General features: G+C 26.3%; 16 protein-coding genes and 1 rRNA gene. 6 read left to right on the top strand and 11 right to left on the bottom strand.

What is annotated here, in order from left to right:
• The first annotated feature begins 229 nt into the window (after positions 1 to 229).
• The 6 genes from rrf (at position 230) to VY93_RS02950 (ending at position 7,251) form a co-directional block, all read left to right on the top strand.
• Positions 230 to 335 (top strand): 5S ribosomal RNA (gene rrf / locus VY93_RS02975).
• A 54-nt stretch (positions 336 to 389) separates the two neighbouring features.
• On the top strand, positions 390 to 1,574 hold the full coding sequence (locus VY93_RS02970) for a hypothetical protein (RefSeq protein WP_020003000.1): 1,185 nt from the start codon (positions 390 to 392) through the stop codon (positions 1,572 to 1,574).
• Between the two features lie 72 nt (positions 1,575 to 1,646).
• Positions 1,647 to 2,666, top strand: coding sequence for a glycosyltransferase (locus tag VY93_RS02965; protein WP_020002999.1), 1,020 nt, complete (start codon positions 1,647 to 1,649; stop codon positions 2,664 to 2,666).
• Entirely contained in the window at positions 2,666 to 3,316 is a 651-nt protein-coding gene (locus VY93_RS02960; protein ID WP_020002998.1) for an RDD family protein, read from the top strand. Before VY93_RS02965 ends, VY93_RS02960 begins: the two co-directional genes overlap by 1 nt.
• A gap of 12 nt (positions 3,317 to 3,328) precedes the next feature.
• Complete coding sequence (locus VY93_RS02955) at positions 3,329 to 5,533, top strand: ATP-dependent helicase (protein WP_020002997.1); 2,205 nt, start codon at positions 3,329 to 3,331, stop codon at positions 5,531 to 5,533.
• Positions 5,533 to 7,251 carry an MHO_4530 family protein gene (locus VY93_RS02950; protein WP_408633517.1) on the top strand — a complete coding sequence of 573 codons (1,719 nt, stop codon included), beginning with the start codon at positions 5,533 to 5,535 and terminating at the stop codon, positions 7,249 to 7,251. The genes VY93_RS02955 and VY93_RS02950 overlap by 1 nt, the downstream gene beginning before the upstream one ends.
• Positions 7,252 to 7,281: 30 nt before the next feature.
• Here the strand turns inward: VY93_RS02950 and VY93_RS02945 are convergent, their stop codons facing one another.
• The 11 genes from VY93_RS02945 to rpsF form a co-directional block, all read right to left on the bottom strand.
• A complete protein-coding gene (locus tag VY93_RS02945; protein WP_020002995.1) occupies positions 7,282 to 9,171 on the bottom strand; it encodes a ribonuclease J in 1,890 nt (629 codons plus the stop codon).
• 212 nt (positions 9,172 to 9,383) lie between these two features.
• A complete protein-coding gene (locus tag VY93_RS02940) occupies positions 9,384 to 10,436 on the bottom strand; it encodes an NYN domain-containing protein (RefSeq protein WP_258454467.1) in 1,053 nt (350 codons plus the stop codon).
• 304 nt (positions 10,437 to 10,740) lie between these two features.
• Positions 10,741 to 11,028: a hypothetical protein gene (locus VY93_RS02935; protein WP_020002993.1), complete on the bottom strand. Its 288-nt coding sequence runs from the start codon at positions 11,026 to 11,028 to the stop codon at positions 10,741 to 10,743.
• Between the two features lie 1,217 nt (positions 11,029 to 12,245).
• Positions 12,246 to 12,911: a YbhB/YbcL family Raf kinase inhibitor-like protein gene (locus VY93_RS02930; protein WP_020002991.1), complete on the bottom strand. Its 666-nt coding sequence runs from the start codon at positions 12,909 to 12,911 to the stop codon at positions 12,246 to 12,248.
• A gap of 9 nt (positions 12,912 to 12,920) precedes the next feature.
• Entirely contained in the window at positions 12,921 to 13,460 is a 540-nt protein-coding gene (locus VY93_RS02925; RefSeq protein ID WP_020002990.1) for a YbhB/YbcL family Raf kinase inhibitor-like protein, read from the bottom strand.
• A gap of 8 nt (positions 13,461 to 13,468) precedes the next feature.
• Positions 13,469 to 14,803 (bottom strand): acetyl-CoA hydrolase/transferase family protein, encoded by a 1,335-nt coding sequence (locus VY93_RS02920; RefSeq protein ID WP_020002989.1) that lies wholly within the window; start codon positions 14,801 to 14,803, stop codon positions 13,469 to 13,471.
• A complete protein-coding gene (locus VY93_RS02915; RefSeq protein WP_011283673.1) occupies positions 14,803 to 15,339 on the bottom strand; it encodes a MaoC/PaaZ C-terminal domain-containing protein in 537 nt (178 codons plus the stop codon). The genes VY93_RS02920 and VY93_RS02915 overlap by 1 nt, the downstream gene beginning before the upstream one ends.
• Complete coding sequence (locus VY93_RS02910) at positions 15,340 to 16,173, bottom strand: aldolase/citrate lyase family protein (RefSeq protein WP_223211459.1); 834 nt, start codon at positions 16,171 to 16,173, stop codon at positions 15,340 to 15,342. It lies immediately after the preceding gene.
• Positions 16,174 to 16,272: 99 nt separating this feature from the next.
• Positions 16,273 to 16,608, bottom strand: a complete 336-nt coding sequence (gene rpsR / locus VY93_RS02905) for a 30S ribosomal protein S18 (protein ID WP_011283671.1) — start codon at positions 16,606 to 16,608, stop codon at positions 16,273 to 16,275.
• Positions 16,608 to 17,174, bottom strand: a complete 567-nt coding sequence (gene ssb / locus VY93_RS02900; protein ID WP_011283670.1) for a single-stranded DNA-binding protein — start codon at positions 17,172 to 17,174, stop codon at positions 16,608 to 16,610. Before ssb ends, rpsR begins: the two co-directional genes overlap by 1 nt.
• A gap of 10 nt (positions 17,175 to 17,184) precedes the next feature.
• A complete protein-coding gene (rpsF, locus tag VY93_RS02895; RefSeq protein WP_020002987.1) occupies positions 17,185 to 17,655 on the bottom strand; it encodes a 30S ribosomal protein S6 in 471 nt (156 codons plus the stop codon).
• Positions 17,656 to 17,745 lie beyond the last annotated feature (90 nt).

Genomic DNA, 17,745 nt, shown 5'->3' with positions numbered 1-17,745 from the left:
ATTAAATTAGGTAATCTAGGTGATATTTAAGCCACTAATGGTTTAAATATTTTACAAATATATGATTAAAACTTATACTTTTTAAAATAACATTTAAGTTATTTGAAAGAAATTATAACACAAAAAAATAAAAACAACACATAAATTTTAAAAATTTTTTAAAAATATTTTTTTAGTATTTTTTAGAAAAATTTTTCATGATTTTTATTTTTTATGTTAAAATATTTTCAATAGTAGCCATAGCGAAGGTTTGCACCTGATACCATTCCGAACTCAGTAGTTAAGCCCTTTAGCGCCTAAGATAGCTGAAAAGCAAAAATCGGGAGCTGCTTTTTTTTATTTTCTTTTTTAAGAAAAAATAAAAAATAAAAAATTATAATTTTAAAATCATGAAAAAACTTAAAAAACTATTTCTATTTTCTTTAGCGCCTATAACTGCTTCAGTTGCAGCGTTTTCACTAAGTGCAACTGTGGCATCAAATACTAGCGAATCTGAACTTAGCTCGCTTAAATTTTTATCAAACTCTGATAAAGATGTTTATAGAAAACTAATTGATCAAGCCCAAAGTGATAATGATAAAAAGTCAATATTAAACGAAGCTAAAAGCGTTAATACTGAGCTTTTAGCTTTATCACAAATTACATCAGAAGCATCGCTACTAACCGCTAATGTTTCTAATTTAATAAAAACTATTTCAGAATCAAAAGTTTCAAGTAAATACGCAGATTTATTAAGCGCTTTATATTTAATAAATAATGCTAATAGCGCCTACAATTCAATTAAAGGAAATAAAACTACTTATAACGCATCAAATATTGCTAGATTTACAGTGGAACAAACTTCATTTTTATCAAATTTATTAGAACTTTCAAATTTTGAATTATTTGAAACCCTTCAAAGTGATAATGCGAGTCTAAATGATTCAGTTGCGTTTTTAAATACTTTTAAAAATAAAATCCTACTTGAGCATAAATTTTATGCAAATATGCTTTTAGGAATAGCAACAGGGCAAAAAGCAGTATTTGATCTTAGCGTTGCCGTTTTAAAAGATCAATTTCCAAATCTAAAAGAAAACTTAGAAAAAACCACATATTTTATTGATAGTAAAAAACAATTAAATTCAAATGCTGATGTAGAAAATAGATTAAAAGTTTATGACTCATTAAACGTTGAAGATAATGGTATTTTAAATAGTATTAATTTCAACACTAGCATGGCTATTTTAAATAATAAAACTCTTTTTGATCAAGCAGTTAGATCATCAAATAGTCAAAATAGATACTTTTTAATAATTACTGCAGTGCTGCTTGTTTCTCTTGTTGGATTTGCAATCTTTATTAACGCTAAAAAAAGAAAAATGATGCAAAAAAGAGAACAAGAAACGCTTCAACAACTTAAAGCTGATGCACAAAATCTAAATAAAGAAACTTCAGAAGAAACTTTTTTAGATGAAACAGAAGTTTTACCAGAAGAAAAAGCAGAAAAATCACTAGAAACTAAATCAGAAGAAAAATCAGAAGAAAAATCAGATAAAACTACCGAAAAAAAGAAAAATAAAGCTAGAAAATCGTAAAATCTAGCTTTTTTTTGCAAATTTTTGAAATATTTGGCCTTAAATTTAGTAAAATTTAAAAAGTGGAGTTTGATGAAAATTACATTAATTTCTTTAAATAATTTTAGCGTTAAAAAAGTATCTAATTACCTTCAAGATTTATCAAATCAACTAGATCAAAATTTTGAGGTTGTTTTTTGTTTACAACGACTTTCTAAAAGTTTCGAGGTAATGAAAGAAATTAATTCATTTGCTGCAGGCGATCTTAAAAATAAAATTAAAATTGTTTATTTTTCTAAATCAGTAACATGCAGCGAAATGTATCTACAAGCTTTAAATGTTGCTAGTGGCAATTATAGTGTAGTTTTAAATTCTGATGCTTCATTTAAAAAAGATTTTGTTACAAAAGTATTATCAATAATCAAAAAAACTAAAGCAGATTTAATTGAATATCGTCCTAGACTTTTTGGAGTTAGCAAATATAAACCAAATTCAAGACTTCAAACCAAAGTTCCACTTGATATTGCTCAACATAAATTAATTTTTGCATATAGTTTTCCATTTTTATTTAATAAGATTGTAAAAACTGATCTTGCAAAAGAAGTTAAAGTTAGAAAATTTAAAGATGACTTAGATAATAAGTTTTTAATTGAACTTAATTATTTTTTATTACTTCTAAGTAAAAAATATTATTACTATGATGAAACTTTAACTAAAGAATATGTTAGTGAACATTACATTTTTGACTTTCAAAAATTCAGGCTAAGCTTTAAAAACATTAAAGCTTATTTAAAAGAGTTCAATTTAGATTTTGAAGAAGAATTTCAATATGCTAAATATTTCTTTTACAAGCTATTTTCAATAGCACTTGTTTCTGATATTCATCCATATTACAAACTAAAAAACAAAGCCTTTGATACTGACTTAAAAATAAGTCATTCAATGGAGCAATTTAATAAATTGTTCAAGTTTTTAGAAGCACTTGAAAAATCTAAAAACTTTGACAAGTTTCTAGAAGAAAACAAATACATGCTGCATCCGATACAGGAAACTAAAAACCTTAAAAAGAAATTGCACAAATTAAAAATACATAAACTTTTCCAAGAAATTTAATGTATCAAAACGCAAATTTTTCAAGAAGGTTTTTCGCCTCAATTTTTGATTTCCTTTTAGTTTTATTAATTTGTTTTTTATGTTTTTATTTGACTTCAATTCGCTTTCTTGCTTTAAATAAAAATTTTAATGATTTTGTAATTTACTTGCCTTTTATATTGTGTCTGGTTTTTATTTGACAATACTATTTTATAGTGCCAATAATTACCGAAGGTTACACTTTATTTTTTATTATTTTTAAAATTAAAATAATAAATCAAGAAACCAAAAAATTTAGTGCTCTAGCGCTTACTTTAAGAAATATTTTTGGAGTATTTTACTGAAGTATTTTAATTGTTTTGTTTTTGATTTTTCTAAAGCCAAGTGATTTACTGATTCAAAACAAAAAGCTTTTTTTTGTTGATAACGAAAATACAAAATTAATTCAAAGTTTATTTAAATATTTAAGTGGACTTTGAGGGATGCTTACATCTTTTAATTTTCTATTCATACTTTTTAGCAAAAAAAAGCTTTCTCTATTTGATTTAATGTCAAAATCAAGAGTAGTTATTAATAAGAAAATAATTCCAATTACAGAGGAAAAAATAATTTTCAAACCTAAAGTTTATATTTATCGTAAATATATTTATTTTAGTGACTTACAATTATAGTTAGGAGCATAAATGATAGCTTTTAAGAAAAAAGATTTACTAGATGATTTAAATGAAAAACAACGTGAAGCCGTTGAATATTTTGATTCTCATCTTAGAATAATAGCCGGAGCAGGAACCGGGAAAACAAAAGTTTTAACCAGAAAAATTTTGTATTTAATTTTAGAAAAAAAAGTTGATCCTAGCAAAATTTTAGCTGTAACTTTTACTAATAAAGCTGATAAAGAAATGAAAGATAGAATAAATTCAAAGTACTACGATAAACAAAAAGTACTTTTTGAAAATGTCTTTACGCTTCATTCATTTTGTGCACAAGTTCTAAGAAAATATATTAACTTAATTGGTTTTTCTAGAAACTTTCCAATTCTAGATGAGCTTGATAAAAAACAAGTTCTTCAAGATCTTTATGTGAAAAACAAAATTACAAATCATGAAGTTAGCTATAGCAATATGGCTAAATATATATCATGAGCTAAAAATAATCTACTTGATCAAAAAGATTTAATTGCTGAATTAGAAAAGCAATTCAGCGGAGATGCAGTTTCTAAAACTATTGCCAATGTCTACCAAGACTATCTAAATTACATGGCAGAAAAAGGTGCTCTTGATTTTGATGATTTAATTTTGCACTGTAAAACTCTTCTTGAAATGCATCCTAATGTTGCTGCAAAAATTGCAAGACATTTTAACTACATTTTAGTTGATGAGTTTCAAGATACCAGCGATTTACAATTTGATATTTTAGAAAAAATAATTGATAAATCATCTCAGTTAACTATCGTTGGAGATCCTGATCAGACAATTTATAACTGAAGAGGTGCTTCAGTTGATTTAATTTTAAATTTTGAAAACATTTTTGAAAATTCAAAAACAATTGTTTTAGATACTAATTATCGTTCTACTAAAAAGATATTAGCGTCTGCTAATAAATTAATTAAAAACAATAAAAATCGTTTTTCAAAAGATTTAATTACCAATAATGATGAAGGTAATGATATTGAATTCTACCACGCCTTTAATACTGAGGCAGAAGCTCAATGAGTTATTTCAAAAATTAAGCTTCTTAAAAAACAAAAACACCAAATTAAAAATATTGTAATTTTATATCGTTCAAACTACTATTCAAGAGCATTTGAAGATGCACTTTTAGGTGAAGGAATTAACTACAAAATTTTTAATGGATATAAGTTTTATCAAAGAACAGAAATTAAAGACGTTTTAGCATTTTTAAAAACTATTTTAAATAAAGATAGCATTGCGCTAAAGAGAATTATTAATGTTCCTGTTCGTGGAATTGGGCCTAAAACCGTTGAAAAAATTGAAGCCTTTGCGGAGAAGAATAAAATTTCTTTATATGACGCTTTATTTACTCATTTTAAAGAGCTGCCATTAGGTAAAGAAATTATTCTTAAAAAGATTTATCCATTTATTAAAATCTTAAGAAAATACCAATTAATTTCTGAGAAATATCCACTTCCTGTAATTACTCAAAAACTACTAGAAGAATTAAATTACCTTGAACAAATTAAAGGTAATCAAAATGAAAACCAAAATGCAATTGAAAACGTTAAAGAATTAATCAGCGTTTCAATGAAAAACTATTTTGAAACTAATAAAGAAGCTACTGCTATTGACTATCTAAATCAAGTAAGCCTGCTTTCAACTACTGGAGAAGATGTTGAAGGAGATGATTTTGTTTCTTTAATGACAATTCATGCCTCAAAGGGACTTGAATTCGATAATGTTTTCATAGTAGGATTAACCGAAGGAGTTTTCCCTAACTATAAACATTTAGAAGATGCTAAAGAAAATAAACACAAAACTAAAACAGAACTAAATAAAGGTATTGAAGAAGAGCGTAGACTTGCATATGTTGCAATTACTCGTGCTAGAAAAAACTTATTTGTAAGTGATTCAAGAGGATCAGTTTATGCGCCTATTATTCATGAAAAACAAACTTCAAGATTTATTCGTGAAATGGGAATTGATTTTGAAAGCTTTCTTGTCGATAAAACCAGTAAATTTAGTCACTATCTTAGTGAAGAAGAAAACAAAAATATTAAAATCATTGTAGGTGATGCAGTTAGCCATACTAGGTTCGGCGAAGGTATTGTTCAAGAAGTTAATGATTACGATATTGTTGTAAAATTTGTCCATGAGTCTGCTCCGCTGACTATTAAGAAAAATCACCCTTCAATAAAGGTTTTAGCAAGATAATGAATTCCATTTATATTTTGATTCCATTTATAGTTATTTCGATGACTATTTTTTTATTTATCGTTATTAAATTTATTTACCTAACTAAAAAAATGGAACGTGGAGTTATTTTATTTAAAATTGACTATCTTAATAAAAGAGTTTTAAGATTAAATAAAAAAAGCAAGTTTTTTAACACTGTTTTTGATTCTAAAAAACTTAACTTTACAACTTCAAATTATTTAAGTTTAAATACTTTCTACGATTTAATTAATAAAGAAGATTTAACTAAAATTAAAGACTATTTAGACTTTCAAGTTAACCAAAAAGAAAAAATAGATTTTAGAATTAGTAAATCTGCATCAAAGCATTTAACATTTAAAGAAAAAATTATTTGAAAAATTAAAAACACAAAAAACAATTCTATTTCTTTTGTGCTAACTATTAATCCGTCTCAAGATGCAATTTACTATTGCACATTAAAATGAGAATTTAACAATCAAAACAAAACTAAAAAAATAATAGAAGACAACAGCGAGAGCTACGTTAGAGCAATTAAAACAAACAAAAACATTGCTGTTTTAGCTTTTTCTTTAAAGACTTATTACTATATAAATTCGATTAATTTATTTGATATTTATAAGATTGTTTTCTTTTTAAATATTCCTAAAAAAAGTCTTAGATTCTTTCAAAAAGATGGCTTATTATTTTTTGTATTTCCTGATGTTAAAAGTAGTAAATATAGAAAATTATTAAGCTACGCTAAAAATATTCAAAGTCTTTCGCTTGCTAATAAATATTTTATTAATGGAACAATTTTTAAAAATAGAAATTATAAAACTCTTGATGATAAAGCACTAATTATTAAAAAAGCTCAATTTTGTATTTTTAATTTATTTAATTTAAATATATGTAAAAAAACAAATAACTTATTAAAGTTTAATTCTAAAACAACCGAAGAAATTGAAGTTAAAAATAAAGAGAGTTTAAACGTTTTTTACAATCTTGATTTACATGCAGAAGATACTAATTCATTTTTAGATTTTCATCGTAATTTAGAAGAATATATTCATGAAAATGCAGTAGCTAAAAACTTTCAAATTAAAAAAAGTTATTTATATAAATATGGCAGCGAACCAAAGCAAGAATTTTCACCAAAAGATGTAGGTTATGCTGATGTTGAAATGACTAACATTAGAGAATCTGATCAAAGATTTTTTAGAAACATTCCTTATTTAAATTTTGTATTTGAACCAATTTGATTTGATTTCATTAGAAAAAAACAAATTGAATTATTAAAAGAAGAAAATCTTAAAAAAGATTACGTTAAAAAAACAATGGTTAAAGTTTCTCAAGAAAGTTATTTAAATAATCCAAATAACTATATTGAATCTTCACCATCGGTTGTTATATATAGTTATAAAAATAATTTTGAAAGACAAAAACTTTCTAAAATAATTTCGCAAAATAAACAAAACAAAGTTGCGACTTTTTTATATATAAAAGAAATCGATAGATCAACTCTTCACACCGTTAGTGTTTGTGATTTTAGTGCAGTAATTATTGCTAAAGAAATTTCAGAAAAAATTCATAATAATGAAACGCTATTAAATTGCATTAGTTTAATTTCACTTTGCGAGAAAAAAAATATTGGAATAATTTATGAAAATGCTCCTGAGAAATTAAGCAAAGCTCTAACAAACATGGCAAAAATGAATTTTGTAATCGATAAAATATAAAAAAATTATGAAATGATTTTCATAATTTTTTTATTCCCCATCATCATCTTCATCGTCGTCATCTGAATCTAGTAAATCAAAGTCATCTAAATCCATAAGCTTTTGAAGTGAGTCAATTTTTTTCTTTTGATTTTTAGATATTTTTTTGTTTTTATTATCGAGAATATTAACTTTAGAAACTAAATTTTTTGGTTCAGTTTTATCATTTAAAAATGAAATTCTAAGGTTTTTAAATTCAGGTTCTTTTAATTCATCAACATAAAAGAATTTAATAACTGTAACTGGATCTCTTCTTTTTTTTCTATGGAAAAACGAATAGATTCTATCTTTGACAATATACTCTAAATCTTTTTCTTTAAATTCTGGCGTATTTTTAATGTAATGAAGCACAGCACCATGAGTTATTCTTTTGATTTCTTCAACTTCATCTTTAGAATTTTTCATTACAATTGTACCTTTAGAAATAAAGGTAGGTCTTGCCACAATTGATTTTGTTTTTTTGTTAATTAAAAAAACCATATTAACAAAACCGCTGTTTTTAAGTTGATTTCTTTCAGCAATTACTTTAGCTGAATTTTCAAGAACTTTTTTACCGTCAATATATACTGGTCCAAATTCTACTTTTTCATTTGTTGCAGTAATTTTTTCATTGAGCATGTTATAAACGATTCCTTTTTGAATCACTATAACGTTTTCTGGATTAACTCCATTTTCAATTGCGGTTTTACCATGGACCACGCTCATACGATATTCACCATGGTATGGAAGAAAATATTTAGGACGAGTTAATTTAAAGATTTTATCGTGTTCATGTCTATATGCATGTCCTGATGTATGTAAATATCCATCAACACCATTTTCTTTAATGATTGCTCCTAATTTATATAAACGATTAATTAAAAGCTCAATAACCATTTTATTTCCAGGAATAGGACTAGATGAAAAAATAATTAAATCGTTTTTCATTATTTTAATGCTTGCATGTTTTCCATAACTCATTCTAGCTAGCGCAGCAAGTTGTTCACCTTGAGATCCTGTTGTTAAAATAACAACTTTATTATCAGGAATTGATTTAAGTTGTTTCTTGTCAATAAAAACGTCATCAGGTGCATTAATATAACCTAACTTTCTACCAACTTTAACACCTTGAATCATTGAACGACCAAAGGTAATAACTTTTTTATTTAATTTAGCAGCAAGTTCGATTATTACTTTAACTCTGGTTAAATTTGAAGCAAAGGTTGTTATTATTGTTTTTCTTTTAGCTTGCTTCATGTAATATGAAATATCAGCTAAAATGTCTTTTTCACTTGGTGAATGATTAGGACGCATTGCATTAGTTGAATCAGAAAGCAGCGCTGTTAATTTTTGATTTCCAATTTCATATAATCTTTTAAAATCGGTGTAATTACCAATAGGAGTATAGTCAAATCTAAAATCTCCTGTACACATTATTGATCCATTAGGGGTTGTAATTCTAACTCCAAAAGCATCTGGAATTGAATGCTGTGCTGTTCAGAAATCTACTTTACAATTGTTTGCAAATTTATGAACATCAGATTTATGAATTTCAATAAATTCAACTTTTTTTGTGATTTTATGTTCATCAAATTTAAGTTTTAAATATTGAATTGCAATTCTAGGAGCAAAGATTTTATTTAAGTTAGTTTCTTTAACTAAATAAACCACACCACCAATGTGATCTTCATGTCCATGTGTTATAAAAAGGCCTTCTATTTTTTTACCTTTTTGTTTTAAGTAAGAGTAATTAGGAATAATTCCTTTAACTCCAGTGTTGTATGTGTCGGCAAATTTAATCCCGGCATCTATTATAAAAATATGATCTAAATGCTCAACTAAAAGAGTTGATTTCCCAATTTCTTCAACTCCCCCTAGAGCAACAATTCTAGTTGGATTCATTAATATTTGTTTTCCTATCAAAGAGTAAGCAATTAAAATAAAACAAAAAATTATAAAAATATAATTCTTATTTTTTAAATTATTTAAATGTAAAAATAAAATAATATAATAAAAATTCTCTTGCAATATAATACTATAAAACCAGTTAAATTTAATAAATAACTTTAAAAAAATTACAAAAAATTGCAAAAAAACACTATTTTAAGTGTTTCTTATTTTTTAAAGTTTAATTTATTTCCTGAATCAATAATATTTATAGATTCTAAATAAGTTTTTCACCTGCTATAACCAGTTCTTTTTTTAAGGTCAAAATTTTTAAATGTTGTTTTAAGTGAATTTTGTAATCTTGAAAGTTTGGGATTTGTAGTATTTTTCACATAATTAATTACAAAATTATTAATAGCTTTACCATTTATAGCTGATAAAAAAACTGTTTTATTTTCTTTTCTCAATCAAAAAGAGTTTTTATATTTTGTTTTTAATATTTTTTCTAAATTATCAGTTTTAAAAAATGTTTGTAACAAATCTTTACTATCTTTTAATTTGTTTTCTAAAGATTCAAGTTTTATTTTTTCTTCTTCAGATTCTTGTTTTACAAATTGGGTAACAAAATTAAAAAACTGTCCTCTTGATTTAAAAAGTTTTTTAGAATCATCAACAATTATTTCTTTATTTTTAACTTCTTCAACTTTTTCAGTTTCTGTATTTTGTGTTTCAGAATTTTCAACTAAAACAGCTTTTTGTACTTCGCTAGTTATTTCGTTTACGTTTGCTTTCTTAAGTTTTTTTCTATTTCTTTTTCTTCTTCTTGAATTCTTTTTTTCAGCTTGATTTTCGTTATTAGATATTTGCGCTTCTTGAACAACTAATTGTTTTTCAGGAGCTATTTTTTCTTCGAGTAAATCTAATAAGTAATTTTCATTGATATTTGTTTCTAAATCTTTGTTTGTATCGATTGGGTTTTCTTCGAAAACTTCATGTGCATTTTCTTTGAGTCATGGACTAGCGACACTTTCACATGCTAAAATAACGTATTTATTTTTTGATTTTAGTTTTTGTAAAAGATAAACAAAATCGCTATCGCTTGTTGCAATACAAAAAATATCTATATCTTTTTCATATAGAATTTGCATTGTTTCAATTATTAATCTTGGATCCGCTGTACTTTTTCCGTCTATATATTTTTGTTGATAGACAATTTCTAATTCATGAAATTTATTATTTATTTGACTCTTATCTGAGGTAATTAATTTTACAATTGCTAAATTACCACGAAATTTAAGTCCTTTAATTAAGCTAATTATTGATTTTTCGCTTGATAATAATACTATAAAAAAATAATAAAGAGTTTTGCTTTATTACTTCCATATTGTAAAGTGCAAGTTACCATTTACAATTTTTATTAAATTTTGGGCTATAAAATTTACCTTACAATATCGACGAAAAAATTAATTTTTAATTTTTATGTTTTTTTAAAGTAATTAAATTATATATTTAGTTTAACTTTATTTTCCGCGTAGTTTTAATTTAATAAAAAATGAACAATAAATTGTTCATTAATTTTATTTTTTATAAAAATGAATATTCTGAATTTCTATTCATTGTGCGAATAATAAAATTTAAAAACCAAAAATTAAATATAGAAATAAAAATAATTGGAAAAGCTCAAGCCATGCTAATTTTCTTAGTTAAAAAATGAAAGTTGGTAAATACATCCAATAATGAATAAGGATTAAATAAAGAAAACGGAATTTTCACTAAAAACTTTTTAAAATTTAATTCTGAACCAATAAAATCATGAGCTTCTTTATAAGAAATACTATATAGGCCTTCGCGATCAAAATCAATTCTATTCAATAGTCCTGAAAAATCTAATATTAATGAAATGAAAATAAAAATTCAAATTAACGACAAAATTCATTTATTTAAAATAAAAGAAGCGCTGACAAAAACTATTGCTGTAAAAAAAGATAAAAAACTCAAAATTATGTGACTAAAATATTTGTTATTTAAATAGAAAAAATTATCTATTGAAATTACACAAAAGGTTTATATTTGAAATAAATATTATTTCATTTCCTTATATAAGAGCCAAATAATTGTTTTGGTCTAAAAAAATATTGATCTAGCAATTCGTTGTAAAAAAATCCATTATCTATAAAATTATCGTTATTCAAACTGCTAGATAAATTTAACGGAACAAGAGTAATAGGTGCTCTTTCATAACCAAAAAATTCTAAATCACTTTCTGAAAATTCTTTTTGTCATGGAATTTCATATGTATTAGAAGAATTACCTTTGTATCCTCAAGAATTATATTGCTATAAATAATCAATTGGTCACAGAGAAACTAAATTAATAATTAAAAATACAAAAAATCAAAAAATAACTAAATAAATCCCTAAATACTTAATAGATTTTTTGTTTCCATTTAATAAAATAATTCTTTTGTAATAATCGCTTTTATAAAATTTTCTTAAATAATAACTTCAAATAACTATTGGTAAAAAATAAAAAACAATAAAACAAAAAAAATTAAACTTTTCATATTGAAAAAGTTGAAATGCTAAATTTATTCAAAATAAAACCCATTTAAATTCAAAAGAATCTCTATTGGCAGGAGCAGTAAAAAAGCTTTAACAGAAAGTTGATTATAAAGATAATAATAAGAAAGAGTAAAGAAGAAAAAATATATAAAAATTGCAATAATAGAATAAGCAACTGGAATTGCCATTTTTTTTAAAAAATATTCTATAAAACATTTTTTCTGAAATTTTTTGTTGCTCTAACATGATATGCCATTTAAAAAAAATTTTTTTAATTATAAAATTGCAAAATGCAGTTTTAATTTTATTTTTTAACCTAATTAAATTATATATTTAATTTAACCACATTGTAAAGTGCAATGCACCCCTCTCAAAAAATTTTAATTTTTTTTGGAGTTTTTTGTTAAAACTCACTACTAAAAGAAGGAAAAATAAAATATTAAAAAATAAAAAGCCAACTTTTTAAAAATCGGCAATTTTATTAAATTGTAAGTGGTAAGGTTTACCTTACAATATGAAAATATTTTTTTAGTTAGATCCAGCTTGACGGTATTTGAAGTTTAATGTGTAAGTTCCAACTACGTGTGTATCAACTGCTTGAAGAAAATCTCCAACGTAGTATGGTTTATCTAATTTATGTGATAGCCCATCTGCGTCTTTGTATTCAAGTTCGCTTGCATCTACATCAAGACCAAATACTGTTAAAGTATAAACGTGATCTTTGTCAGGAGGATATGGCCCAAAGTATTGGGCAGCGTCTTCTAGCTCTAATGATGTAAACATTTCAGGAAGAATTCCATTTAAGCTTGATCCTTTTTCTTTATTTTCTGTTACTAAAGTTTTTGAAACTGAAGAGTTATATCCTTGTCATAATAAGTTGCTAGGCATTGCTTTTCCAAGATTTTCTTTTAAGTGATCAAAAGCAAGTTTAGAAGCAGCCTCTGATACAAAGTTTTCTTTAACATTAACTGCAACTCAGTGAATAAAAGGAAAACCAATAACTTTCATTGCATCAAAATCCTCAAGTAAAAGAGCATATGATTTAGCATTTGGCATTTTGTCTCATTTTAATTCAAATGAGTGATCTGGAAAACGAAATGAAGCTTTACCGTGAGCTCCATGAACATCGTGTAGATATCCATGTTCGTTAACTGATTTAGATTTTATTTGTGTTTTATTACCTAATTTATGCATTAGTTCTCCTTATTGTTTATATCAGAAATTAACAGTGTATACATCAACAACGTGATCTAGCATTGCTCTATTTAAATCACCTAGGAAAAATCCTTTTTCTAGGTTTAATTTATCTGTATCAAGACCGTATACTTTTAATGTATAAAGGTGTTTTTTATCAGGTGGCATTGGTGGGAAATAATCACAGGCTTCTTCAAAGCTTGAAGCTTTAAAGGCAGCAGGAATACATTCAACATGAACTCCATTTGAGTTTTCTCCAGCACCTGGAACTCTAGAATTAACTCCCATTACTCATTGAGTTTTTTCTAGGTTTTCACCATGTTTTAAATGAGTGCTTGTAACGTTAGCGGCAGCAAAGTGAACAAAAGGTTGCCCGATTACTCTAGAAGCTTCATAGTCAACTAAAGTTAGTGCGTATGATTTAGCTTTAGGCATCTTTTTTCAGTCTAAATCAAAGACTAAAAATCTACCGTCTTTGCTTTGTACTCCTTCAGGTTTAAGTCAAAGTTCTTTACCTTTAACTTCAAAAAATTTTGAATTTACGTACATTTTTCTCCTTATAATAAATTAAGCTCTCTGGCTTGTTTTTCAAGATCTTCTCTAAAATCTGGATGTGCCAAATTAATTAAAGCTCTTGCTCTTTGGACTGTATTTAATCCTTTTAAATTAACAGCTCCATATTCAGTTACCACTCAGTGAACATCGTTTCTTAAAGTGGTAGTTGGCCCTGATAGCCTTGCAACAATTTTAGAAAATTTTTTATTTTTAGTAGTTGAAGTTAGGGCTATAATTGACTTTCCGCCTTGAGACATATAAGCTCCACGTACGAAATCAACTTGGCCTCCTGTTGCAGAAAATTGGTGACCATTTAAATACTCAGAATTACATGCTCCAGTTAAATCAATTTCAATAGTTGAATTAATAGAAACAAGATTATCTATTTTAGAAATTACGTATGGATCATTTACGTAGTTTACTGGAAAAGATTGAATAGTTGGATTTAAATGAAGCTCTTCATACATTTGCTTGTTACCAATAGCAAATGTAAAAACTGAAATATTTTTATTTATTTTTTTGTATTTGTTGGTAACCACTCCGGCTTTGATAAGACCTATCATTCCGGTGGTTAAAACTTCTGTATGGATTCCTAAATCTTTTTTATTATATAGTTCATTGCAAATTGAATTTGGAAGACCACCAATTCCCATTTGAATGCAAGCTCTATCTGGAATAAATTCACTAACTATTTTTGCAATTGTTTCTTCTTCAGGAGTTGGAGGAAGATCAACTACTTCTTGAAGAGGAGAATCGTGCTCCACTATAGCGCTTACATCACTAACGTGAATTAAATTATTTTCTCCAATTACAAAAGGAATGTTTTTATTTACTTCAACTATTACAGTTTTAGCTAGCCTTACTGCTGTTGAAGAATAATCATTAGAAAGGCCCATTGACATGTAACCATATTCATTCATAGGTGAAACCATTGTCACAAATGAATCAATTTTTAGATTTTCACTAAAAATTCTTGGTGAATCTGAAAAGTGTGCTGGAATGAAAAATACTCTTTTTTCATCTAAGCTTTCTTCTTTTTGACGTTTTAAAATTTTACGCTCAGTATCTTGCATGAAAAAAGTATTAGGCACTATTTGTTTGTTAAGATCAAAGTCTAATATTGTATCTGCGGCATTTTGCTTTGCTGAAAAATAATAAGCGTTGATTTTAAAGTCTTTATCGCTTCTGGCGATATTTGCAATTTCTTCTAGAATTTTTCTAGGTTGCATGAAATGCATTGAAAAAGCTAAATTGGTATTTGATTTAATAAATTTTTTAACTTCAGAAGAAGGTATTAATTTTTGATTGTAAATTTCTTTAAAAATTTTATTTGCCATTAGTAGTTGGTTTGGCTTTCAATTTTATTGTTATCTCTTTTGTAAACTAAAACTGTTCTTTCAAATGAAATAACCACTTCATTTTTTTGGTTAATTCCTTTAGTTAAAACAGTTACAATTCCTTGATCAGGACGTGATTTTGATTCACGTTTTGAAAGCACAGTGCTTTCGGCGTAAATGGTATCTCCTGCAAAAACTGGAGCGGTTAGCCTTACTTTATCTCAACCTAAATTAGCCACTACTTTTCCAGATACAGTATTAACTGACATTCCGGTAACTAGCGCCAAAGTATAAGTTGAATCAACTAGCAGTTTTTTTCACTCAGTTTGAGAAGCATAATGCTGATCAAAGTGAACTTGTTGTGGATTTAAGGTAAGAAGCGTAAATCATACGTTATCTACATCTAAAATTGTCTTACCTGGACGATGTTCAAAAACATCACCAACGTTAAAGTCTTCATAATATAAACCAGTGGTTTCTCTATAACGATTTTCACCAACTTTTTTATATCTTGAAACATTAGTTGCGTCTTGCATTTATTCTCCTAGAGCTTCAAGTAATTTTCTTGCTTTTTTTGCCATTGCTTCATCGACCATTTTGCCATTGTATCTTGCGGCACCTTCTTTCGAAAGAGAAATGATTTCTCTGGCTTGCATAATTTGCTCACTTGAAATTTCTAGCGTAGAATTAACCTCTGCAATTTGCTTTGGAGTAATTATTGCTTTGCAATAAACTCCATTGCGTTTTAAATAATTTAAATTTGCAATTAAGGCAAATTCACTACTTAATTCAAAGGTAGGAGCTTCTATATAATTAAAGTCATTTTCAAGACATTTTTGAATAACTTTTAGTGAAATAGATTCAATTAATTCTGAATAAATTTCAACGTTATAATCGCTTGCTAAATCGGCTTTACCAACCATGAAACCAAAGAATTTATCTTCAGGTTTTAGTAGGGCGATTAAATTATTTAAATCTTTAATTGCTTTTTTGCTTTCTAACATTAAAACTAGTTTGGCCTTTGAATTATATTTAGCTAGTATGTCTTTTAGCGTTCAAAGTTCTGCTTTATCTTCAAATTTAGGAAAAATAATAAAATCAAAATCAAGTCCATTTTTAAATAAAAAAAACAAAGAACTTTCATAGCTTTCTTTACTTACACGTAAAGCTTTTTTGAAGTCTTTTTCTTTAATTTGATTTCAGTAACTTTTTAAATTTTCAAGGGCAATATCTTCTTTTCCGTATTCAATTCCGTCTTCAAGGTCGTAAATGACTACTGAAGGTGATACTTCAAGAGATTTTTCAATCAATTTTGCTTTATCTGATGGACAAAACATTCAAGAATTTAATTTATAAGATACTTTGCTCATAATTTTTATCATATCTAAAATATGATGGTTAAATTATACAACTTAAAAATTGCAAAAAATAATAAAAAAGCCGCATTTAGCGGCGGTTTTGTTAATTTATTAAGCAGCAGGCGCTTTTTCTTTTTCAACTTTTTCTGCTACTTTTTTTGTATTTTGGCTAGCTGGAGCGCTAACTAAAGATCTATGAACTCTAATTCTTGCAACAGCAAATGGTAGAAGAGCCATTAATCTAGCTCTTTTAACTGCTAAAGTAACTTTTCTTTGGTGTTTTGCACAGTTTCCTGTTGCTACTTTAGGTTTAATTGAACCAACTGCATTTACAAATTTCTTTAAATCTTCAACGTTTTTGTAATCAACGTATGTTAATTTATTGTCACAGAAATGACAGGTTCTTTTTTTGTTGTGGTAACCTTTTTTACGTTTATTGTATGCCATTAAAATCCTTTATCTAAATCTATATCATCGTTTAAATCATCGGTTATATTTTCAAAGTCATTTGCTGAAATTGAATCATCGTCTTCTTCAGTTTCTGCTCTAGAAAAAACAGCAGAAGAAGAAATGTCTTTTTCTTCAATACTTAAGTTAACACTTTGATTTAAATCTGAATAAGTATTTGCTTGATAAGAAGCTTTATTTTGAGAATAATTATTTTGGCCATAATTTGTAATATTGACATAGTTTTTACTTGCCAGTATTTGAACATTATCAACAAGAATGTCAATTGATCTAACTAAAGTACCTTCATTGTTGTTGTAACTATTTGACTGGATTTTACCTTCAAGAAGAATGGTATCTCCTTTTTTTACATATTTACATAAAAACTCAGCTTGATTTCTTCAAGCTACAAATGGTAAAAAGTCACTTACTCTTTGAGTATTACTTGTGGTGTATCTTGTTACAGCAATTGTATTTCTTGCATAAGAAATATTGTTTTTAGTTTTTTGAAGTAAAAAATCATTTGTTACTCTTCCAACTAAAATTACTTTATTTAAATCGGCCATTTAGTTTATCCTATTTTTCTTCTTTAGTTTCTTTTGGTTTACTTACAACGGTTTTTTTGGTTACGCTTTTAGAGAAGCTTTTCTTCTCTTTACTGAATTCTGATTGTTCTTTAGATTTTTGTTGAGGTTCTCTTTTTCTAAACTCTCCTGCTTGACCATGATGTGATCTTTGATCTCTAAAGTCATGACCAAATTTTCTGTGAGTTTTGAAAACTTTATTTAAACCTTTTTCAGTATCTAAATTAACAACAAGATGTCTTCAAATTTCTTTGTTGATATTTGATAGACGAATAAATTCTGCAATATTTTTTCTTTCAGTTTCTAAGTTAACTAAAAAATATTGCGCATGTTTGGTTTTATTAATTTCGTAGGCAAGCTCTGTTCTTTCAAGTTTTTCAGCCTTTTTAAAATCGTCATGAAAAACTGATTTTAAAAAACTTTCAACTGTTGAAGTACTTGTCTTAGGACCTACTAAAACCATGATTTCGTATTTAGTTTTAATAATTAAAATCTCCTTTTGGACGTCAGAGTTATCTAAAATAACTAAGGAGTAAAAGTACTCTTATCTATT

Origin of the sequence: Mycoplasmopsis synoviae ATCC 25204 (assembly GCF_000969765.1) — a bacterium.
In the GTDB taxonomy this organism is placed as follows: domain Bacteria; phylum Bacillota_I; class Bacilli_A; order Mycoplasmatales; family Metamycoplasmataceae; genus Mycoplasmopsis; species Mycoplasmopsis synoviae.
Note: the sequence above shows the minus strand (reverse complement) of the source record. Positions and strands in the feature narration are given on the sequence as shown.